Source organism: Methyloterricola oryzae (assembly GCF_000934725.1).
Classification (GTDB): Bacteria; Pseudomonadota; Gammaproteobacteria; order Methylococcales; family Methylococcaceae; genus Methyloterricola; species Methyloterricola oryzae.
The window spans coordinates 98730-105359 of record NZ_JYNS01000014.1; the positions used below are offsets into that span (position 1 = coordinate 98730).

Consider the following 6630-nt stretch of genomic DNA (forward strand, 5'->3'; position numbering starts at 1 on the left):
ACATAATGTCCGAGATCAAGACCTACGAGGGTGGCATGGTGGTGGAAGGCGCGCGCTTCTGCCTGGTGGCTTCCCGTTTCAACAGCTTCATCGTCGACCATCTGGTGGAAGGCGCCATCGACGCGTTGGTGCGTCACGGCGCAAAGCGTGAAGACATTCATTTGGTGAAGACGCCGGGTGCCTACGAACTGCCGCTGGCGGTCCAGCAGGTGGCGGCCAGCCAGCGCTACGATGCCATCGTCGCCCTGGGCGCCGTGATCCGCGGCTCGACCCCGCACTTCGATTACGTGGCGGGTGAATGTGTCAAAGGCATCAGTTCCATCTCACTGAAGCACGAGATTCCGGTGGCCTTCGGTGTGTTGACCGTCGACAGCATCGAACAGGCGGTCGAACGCGCCGGCACCAAGGCGGGCAACAAGGGTGCGGAAGCCGCCCTGTCTGCGGTGGAAATGGTCAACCTGCTGCGCGGACTGAAACAGGCATGAGCCAGCCTCGAAGCCTGGCGCGCCGCAGCGCGGTCCAGGCACTTTATCAATGGCAAGTGGCCAAGATCGATCTGTCCGAGATCGAGCGCCAGTTCTTGGAGGAGCATGGCCTGGGCAATGCCGAGGTGGAATTCTTTCAGGAGTTGTTGCACGGGGTGCCGGCCAAGCTGGACGAGATCGATGCGGCCCTCGGCGAATTCATCGATCGCCGGATCGGCGAGATCGACCCGGTGGAGCGCGCAGTGCTGCGCATCGGTACCTACGAATTGATGTTCCGGCCCGACATCCCCTACCGGGTGGTGATCAACGAATGCATCACCCTGGCCAAGGCTTTTGGCGCGGCCCAGGGACACAAGTACGTGAACGGCATTCTTGACAAGATTGCCCACGCCAAGCGTTCTGTCGAGGTGGCCGCCGATCGCGCGCGGCGCAAGTAGCGGCATTTCCAAGCTTTACCGCTGGCACCATTACGCACGCACCCGACATGCCGCTCGGCGAGTTCCAGCTGATCGAACGCTACTTTAGCGCCGCGGGTGCGGGGCGCTCCGATGTCATGCTCGGCGTGGGCGATGACTGCGCGGTGTTGAGGCCCAGGCCCGGGTTGGAATTGGCCGTGACGGTGGATACCCTGGTGGCGGGCGTTCATTTCCTGCCTGACGTGGAGCCTGCCAGCCTGGGTCACAAAGCCTTGGCGGTGAACCTCAGCGATCTGGCCGCCATGGGCGCAGAGCCGGCCTGGGTGACGCTGGCGATCACCTTGCCACAGGCCGACGAAGCCTGGCTGACAAGTTTTGCGGAAGGCTTCCACCGTCTGGCGCGCCAGCACGGCGTGCAATTGGTGGGCGGCGATACCACCCGCGGACCCCTTTCGGTGACCGTCCAGGCGATGGGCTACGTGCCGCAGGACGACGGATTGCGCCGATCCGCAGCCCGTCCTGGCGACGGCATCTATGTGACCGGTGGGCTCGGCTCCGCCGGACTTGCTCTCAAGGCCCTGCTCGGAGATGAGGTCCCGGCGTCGCCCTCCGACCACGAACGTTTGCTCAGGCCGCAGCCGCGGGTGACGGAAGGGCTCGCGCTGCGGGGCCTGGCCCATGCCTGCATCGATATTTCCGACGGCCTGGCGGCCGATCTGGGCCATATCCTTGAGCAATCCGGCGTGGGTGCGTGCATCGATTGCAAATCGTTGCCACTGTCCGAGTCGGTTCACCATTACGTGGAACAGAGCGGGGACTGGATGCTGCCGCTTTGCGCCGGGGATGACTACGAACTCTGCTTCACGCTGCAGGCCGGGCGGGAACGGGAACTCGCAGCGCGGTTCGAAGGCTTGGACTGTCGCTTGTCTAGAATCGGTCGCATCGAAGCGGAGCCCGGCCTGCGCGTGCTCCGCGGCGGGCGGGTCGAGAGCCTACGCGCCGCCGGCTACCAGCATTTTTGAACCGCACATGTCCACCCATCACAAGCGAAGCCGGATTCCCGCCGCCAAAGTGCTTCGTAGCCCTGCGTGTTTTCTCGCCTTTGGCTTCGGGGCAGGACTGGCGCCCGTCGCCCCTGGAACCTTTGGCACCCTGGTCGCCATACCGACTTACCTGGCTGCCTCGACCCTGCCGCTTCCGGCCTATCTCGGTCTGACCGTGGCACTCTTCGCCGCCGGCATCTGGATTTGTGCCGAGTGCGAGCGGGTGCTGGAGGTGCAGGACCATTCCGGCATCGTCTGGGACGAAATCGTCGGCTTCTTGGTAACCATGATCGCCGTGCCGGCCTCACTCCAATCGATACTGGCGGGCTTCCTGTTGTTCCGCCTGTTCGACGTCTGGAAGCCCTGGCCGGTGCGCTATTTCGACCGTTCCGTACACGGCGGCTTGGGGATCATGCTGGACGACCTGCTGGCGGGCGTGTATGCCTCGTTGGCGCTGACCGGCCTGATTCGGCTGGGCCTGATCTGAGCGAGCGGCAGCCCGGTCAGTTGCGGAAAAGCCGACTTACCTGTTGCGTTCCGGCATCAAACCCGGTAAAATTCTCATCACAGTCGCGGGGTGGAGCAGTCTGGTAGCTCGTCGGGCTCATAACCCGAAGGTCGTAGGTTCAAATCCTGCCCCCGCTACCAATAAAATCAGAAGCTTACAGGTATTCGCTTGTAGGCTTTTTTGTTTTTCGGGGACTTATGTAAGCGTTTTGTAACCGCATTCGGTACAGGAGAGGATCGATGCGTGCCATTGCCTTAGTCATCGTTTTCGCATCTGCGAATTGTCAGTCAGCGACAAGCTACACCTACCAAGTTCTCGACTTATGGGACGGTCAGACCAACCTGACCTCCATCAACAATTCTGGTCAGATCACCGGTTACCTAAACCGAGGACTGAAGTCGCATGGCATCGTTTACTTCAATGCTTCTTACGAGCGGTTCGATGTGCCGTCCTTTACCTTTCCCGGCACTAGTTCAACGGTAGCGAACGGCATAAACGATCAGAGGTACATTGTCGGTCAGTTTTCCGACGGCCGGGGTGATCATGCAATTGTTCGTGATCCCGTCTCTCAAGATTTCACCCCGATAGATTTACCCGCAGGCGGCTCGCTCCCCACGTTCACCAGGGCTGGAGACATCAATAATTTGGGCGTCATCGTTGGCAGTTTCACTGATGCTGGGCAGGTTCAGAGAGGTTTCAGTCGTGACGCCGGGACAGTGGACGTTGTGAGCTTTCCTGGCCCTAACGTCATAGGCACGGAACTGCACGACATAAATGACCAAGGAACATCGGTTGGTCGGTTCTTTGATGGTGTGAGTCATACAGCGCATGGCTTTATCTTGAGCAATGGCCAGTTTGATCAGTTCGATGTGCCAATCGCTGGGACCTGTAGCACCGGACTATTTGGAATAAACAACCTTGGGCAAATGGTCGGCGATTACGCAATTGCCAAAGGGTATGGCGGCTTAGGTGGTTTTGTGTATGACAACGGCACTTTGACGACCATCAGCGTGCCGGGGTTTGAATTTACGACGCCTTTCGGGATCAACGATCAGGGCGTGATTGGTGGGCGTGTCGAATTACGGTGGGGGATTGCCTGGAGTTGACACTAGATCGCTTGGCTTCATTGCGACGCCAATAACTCCGGTCCCCATACCTTCAATAGGTCCACTCTGATTCTTTTGTGTTAGCTGCGCTGGGGATTTTCTTTCGCTCGGGGCGTTACAGACGCTCCGCTTAAACTTACCGCATTACTTGTGTCCCCGCTTTCGGAATGCAGTCTCCTTACTGCATCCGTGAGCATTTCCCGGTTGCGTTCACGATTGAGCGTACAACCGCACCGCCTTGGAAATAGAGGTACATGTCGGCATAGCCCTTGATTGTGGCGCGTCTAGCCAAGCCAAACCGCTTGATTAGCTTGAGCAAGGAATAATTGCCCATGATGGTCGCGCTACTAAGGGTCAGTTACTTCAAATGCTGCTTGATATTGCGCGTCGTTGTCGGGGTACAGGTAGAGCTTCTGTGGATGTAGTAGTAGCCCGGAATCAAGAATGAATTAATTTTATTATCAACAAGATATGTCCCGTTAGCGTTCAATGTGGCTTCAAAGGACTGTTTGACCGTCGTGCGCGTAGTGGCGCTGGCTACAGTCGTTATTTTGGATTTAGTCTGACAGGTCCAAAGGTCGGCTCGTGCGTCCATAGAAAGCGCACAAATCAAAGGAACCAAAAATCTAGTCTTCATTCGATCCCAACCAGAATTTTGACAGAGGCCCTCTGGCCGGACAGAGATCGCCCCGCGGGCGAGGTCCGCCGGCTGGCTTTGGAGCACTTGAAGGCGCTTGAGGCCAAGATGGCGGAGCTGCGGGCCATGGCCGGCACACTTAGCCAGTTGATTGAACTGTGCCAGGGCGATGACCGTCCTGCATGCCCGATCCTCGATGCTTTGGAGGGAACTGCCGCCTCTCAGTCACGCCAAAACTCCCAAAGCACCGTGACGATTGCGAAGACCCTCACGCCTGGAAGGAGAGTTGCTCATGAATGAATTGGAGACCGCCAAAGCCAATGCGGCCGCCGATCTTTTCGATCATCCCGCCAACACGTTTTGGGATCGCTTCGGAAGGAAGACGATTGAGCGCTTGCGCCTTCAGCCAGGGCAATCCGTGCTGGATGTCTGCTGCGGAAGCGGAGCCTCAGCGATTCCCGCGGCAGAGGCCGTCGGTCGGGAGGGGCGAGTCGTTGGAGGCGGAAAACCTCTTGGAACTGGCCCGGCGCAAAGCTGAGAGCCGGGGAGCTGACCCAGGTCGAGTTCAAGCTGGGCGACATGATGTCTCTGGAATTCCCGGAGGCTGCCTTCGATGCCGTGGTATGCGTCTTTGGGATTTTCTTCGTGCCCGATATGCCAAGCGCGGTGCGCGAACTCTGGCACCGCGTTAAGCCGGGAGGGAAGCTCGCCCTGACAACATGGGGGCCCAACTTCTTCGAGCCCGCCAATGGGGTATTTTGGGAGTCGATTCGAAACGAGGCCCCCGACGCACGGGTATCGTAAACCGCCGCAGATTGCCCTCAATTCCAGGCCTGGCAAAGCCCAAATGCCATTCGTGGCAATAAGTTCTATAGCGACGGAGTGCTCCGGGACGACGGCAATGTTTTGGGAGCGGTCATTGGAGAAACAGACGGCTGGAGACAGCAATAGGCACTTGCCAGTCTGATGAAATAACTCGGAGCTGACGTTCGCAAATGACAGGTATGCGGACGGGTCGAACGGCAGTTATGGCCGATACCAAGCCGAAAAAGCCGGGCGAGTGACTGTCTTTGACCTGGAGTACAACGGGCATTCCGCATCGGTACGGCCGCTGATGTTCGCATTGCTGTCGTCCCAGACCGGAACCTCGGCGCCGTCCCATCGCCAGAGTGTTCGTTTATTCTACTCGATACTTACCACTCACCAACGTCAGCTTCCCGACTTTTCGGGGGAGCAACCTGGGATTCGATCTAGCGATTCGACAGCTCGGATAACATATCAATCTGCAATTTCTGAATCTGCACCAAGCGCTCCCACTGACGGGACAGCAAGTGGTCCAGCTTTTCGTTCAAATGGCGGATCTCCAATTCTGCCTTCAAATTGACCTGATAATCGTGCTGCGCGCGCAGCCTGTCTCTGGCTTCCTGACGGTTCTGGCTCATCATGATAATCGGTGCCTGGATAGCTGCCAGGCAGGACAGCAGTAGGTTCAATAGAATGAATGGGTAGGGATCGACCGGGTGTCGGTACATCACCAGCGAGTTCATCGCAATCCAGGCGGCCATAAAGAACGCGAAACAGATTAGAAAGGTCCAGCTTCCCGCAAAGTCGGCGAGTCGATCAGCTAGCCTTTCTCCAAACGTCCACGTTTTTTCCGATTCCAAATCAACGTCCATCGAGAGCAATTCATGCTGGCGGAGACTCTCTAAAACTTCGTGCTCGAGTCCGCTCAATTCACCCCGCTCAGATTGGAGAACGGATTCCACGTAGTCGGCGTTGTAACGTGCCAAGTCGTTACGACAAATATAGGCCTCCGCCGCCCATTCGGGATGATCTCTCAGCACCCGTTCAGAAAGGGTGTCGCGAACCATATCGAATGGGACGAGCTTACGGAGCGAGAACGCTTTGCCGCAAACAATGCAATGGCCTTGTTCAAGATGACTTTTGCGCATGACGGCTGACAACAGTCGGAATCGATTGAGACGGAAAGAATAGATTCTGGCGCTTTTTTCCGGTGATCAAAAGCGGGGTGAATCCGGGTACTCAGGTATTTCAGAACTTCAAGGACAGAGTTAGCCTACTCTGGACAGAGTTAAACTGTAGAAGTTCAGACTTGATCTGACAGAGTTCCTTGCCGCGAGGTGGGGTTACCCGTTTTGATAGAGGTGCGAATCTTCATCGAAACGGCGCGTGAGCGCAGGAGTAACCCCATGAGTAGTCTCAATCAGAATGTCATCCGTCACAAGATCGGTCTGCTGAACCTGGCAACCGAACTCGGCAACGTGTCCAAGGCCTGCAAGGTGATGGGGGTGTCGCGAGACACCTTCTATCGCTACCAGAATGCGGTGGCGGAAGGCGGCCTTGAAGCATTGTTTGACGCCAACCGCCGCAAACCGAATCCGAAGAATCGGGTGGAAGAAGCGACGGAATCAGCC

General features: G+C 57.5%; 11 protein-coding genes and 1 tRNA gene. 10 read left to right on the plus strand and 2 right to left on the minus strand.

Features of this window, described 5'->3' with window-relative positions; genetic code table 11:
- Positions 1 to 5: 5 nt before the first annotated feature.
- From ribH to EK23_RS24735, 7 genes are all read left to right on the plus strand, one after another.
- A complete protein-coding gene (ribH, locus tag EK23_RS16590) occupies positions 6 to 485 on the plus strand; it encodes a 6,7-dimethyl-8-ribityllumazine synthase (protein ID WP_045226504.1) in 480 nt (159 codons plus the stop codon).
- Positions 482 to 922, plus strand: coding sequence for a transcription antitermination factor NusB (nusB, locus tag EK23_RS16595; protein WP_045226505.1), 441 nt, complete (start codon positions 482 to 484; stop codon positions 920 to 922). Before ribH ends, nusB begins: the two co-directional genes overlap by 4 nt.
- A gap of 47 nt (positions 923 to 969) precedes the next feature.
- Positions 970 to 1923: a thiamine-phosphate kinase gene (gene thiL / locus EK23_RS16600; RefSeq protein ID WP_045226506.1), complete on the plus strand. Its 954-nt coding sequence runs from the start codon at positions 970 to 972 to the stop codon at positions 1921 to 1923.
- A 7-nt stretch (positions 1924 to 1930) separates the two neighbouring features.
- Positions 1931 to 2431, plus strand: a complete 501-nt coding sequence (locus EK23_RS16605) for a phosphatidylglycerophosphatase A family protein (RefSeq protein ID WP_045226507.1) — start codon at positions 1931 to 1933, stop codon at positions 2429 to 2431.
- An 84-nt stretch (positions 2432 to 2515) separates the two neighbouring features.
- Positions 2516 to 2592, plus strand: a tRNA-Met gene (locus tag EK23_RS16610).
- Between the two features lie 99 nt (positions 2593 to 2691).
- Positions 2692 to 3558 carry a hypothetical protein gene (locus EK23_RS16615; RefSeq protein WP_045226508.1) on the plus strand — a complete coding sequence of 289 codons (867 nt, stop codon included), beginning with the start codon at positions 2692 to 2694 and terminating at the stop codon, positions 3556 to 3558.
- 655 nt (positions 3559 to 4213) lie between these two features.
- Positions 4214 to 4495 carry a MerR family DNA-binding protein gene (locus EK23_RS24735; protein ID WP_052808271.1) on the plus strand — a complete coding sequence of 94 codons (282 nt, stop codon included), beginning with the start codon at positions 4214 to 4216 and terminating at the stop codon, positions 4493 to 4495.
- Here EK23_RS24735 and EK23_RS24270 read toward each other — a convergent pair.
- Positions 4464 to 4610, minus strand: a complete 147-nt coding sequence (locus tag EK23_RS24270) for a hypothetical protein (protein WP_235282156.1) — start codon at positions 4608 to 4610, stop codon at positions 4464 to 4466. The two genes, EK23_RS24735 and EK23_RS24270, sit on opposite strands and share 32 nt — an antisense overlap.
- A 3-nt stretch (positions 4611 to 4613) precedes the next feature.
- On the opposite strand from EK23_RS24270, the gene EK23_RS24275 reads away from it, so the two are divergent.
- Positions 4614 to 4733, plus strand: coding sequence for a hypothetical protein (locus tag EK23_RS24275; protein WP_235282155.1), 120 nt, complete (start codon positions 4614 to 4616; stop codon positions 4731 to 4733).
- A gap of 41 nt (positions 4734 to 4774) precedes the next feature.
- Complete coding sequence (locus EK23_RS24280; protein WP_235282151.1) at positions 4775 to 4999, plus strand: class I SAM-dependent methyltransferase; 225 nt, start codon at positions 4775 to 4777, stop codon at positions 4997 to 4999.
- A 446-nt stretch (positions 5000 to 5445) separates the two neighbouring features.
- Here the strand turns inward: EK23_RS24280 and EK23_RS16630 are convergent, their stop codons facing one another.
- Positions 5446 to 6159 carry a DUF1003 domain-containing protein gene (locus EK23_RS16630; protein ID WP_235282153.1) on the minus strand — a complete coding sequence of 238 codons (714 nt, stop codon included), beginning with the start codon at positions 6157 to 6159 and terminating at the stop codon, positions 5446 to 5448.
- A 246-nt stretch (positions 6160 to 6405) separates the two neighbouring features.
- Between EK23_RS16630 and EK23_RS16635 the strand changes: the two genes are divergently transcribed.
- A partial coding sequence (locus EK23_RS16635) for a helix-turn-helix domain-containing protein (protein ID WP_045226510.1) occupies positions 6406 to 6630 on the plus strand: 225 nt, incomplete at its 3' end.

Bases quoted from the DNA above. Each gene is read 5' to 3' on its own strand.
- ribH (WP_045226504.1), top strand. From the start codon at position 6: ATGTCCGAGATCAAGACCTACGAGGGTGGCATGGTGGTGGAAGGCGCG.
- nusB (WP_045226505.1), top strand. From the start codon at position 482: ATGAGCCAGCCTCGAAGCCTGGCGCGCCGCAGCGCGGTCCAGGCACTT.
- thiL (WP_045226506.1), top strand. From the start codon at position 970: ATGCCGCTCGGCGAGTTCCAGCTGATCGAACGCTACTTTAGCGCCGCG.
- EK23_RS16605 (WP_045226507.1), top strand. From the start codon at position 1,931: ATGTCCACCCATCACAAGCGAAGCCGGATTCCCGCCGCCAAAGTGCTT.
- EK23_RS16615 (WP_045226508.1), top strand. From the start codon at position 2,692: ATGCGTGCCATTGCCTTAGTCATCGTTTTCGCATCTGCGAATTGTCAG.
- EK23_RS24280 (WP_235282151.1), top strand. From the start codon at position 4,775: ATGATGTCTCTGGAATTCCCGGAGGCTGCCTTCGATGCCGTGGTATGC.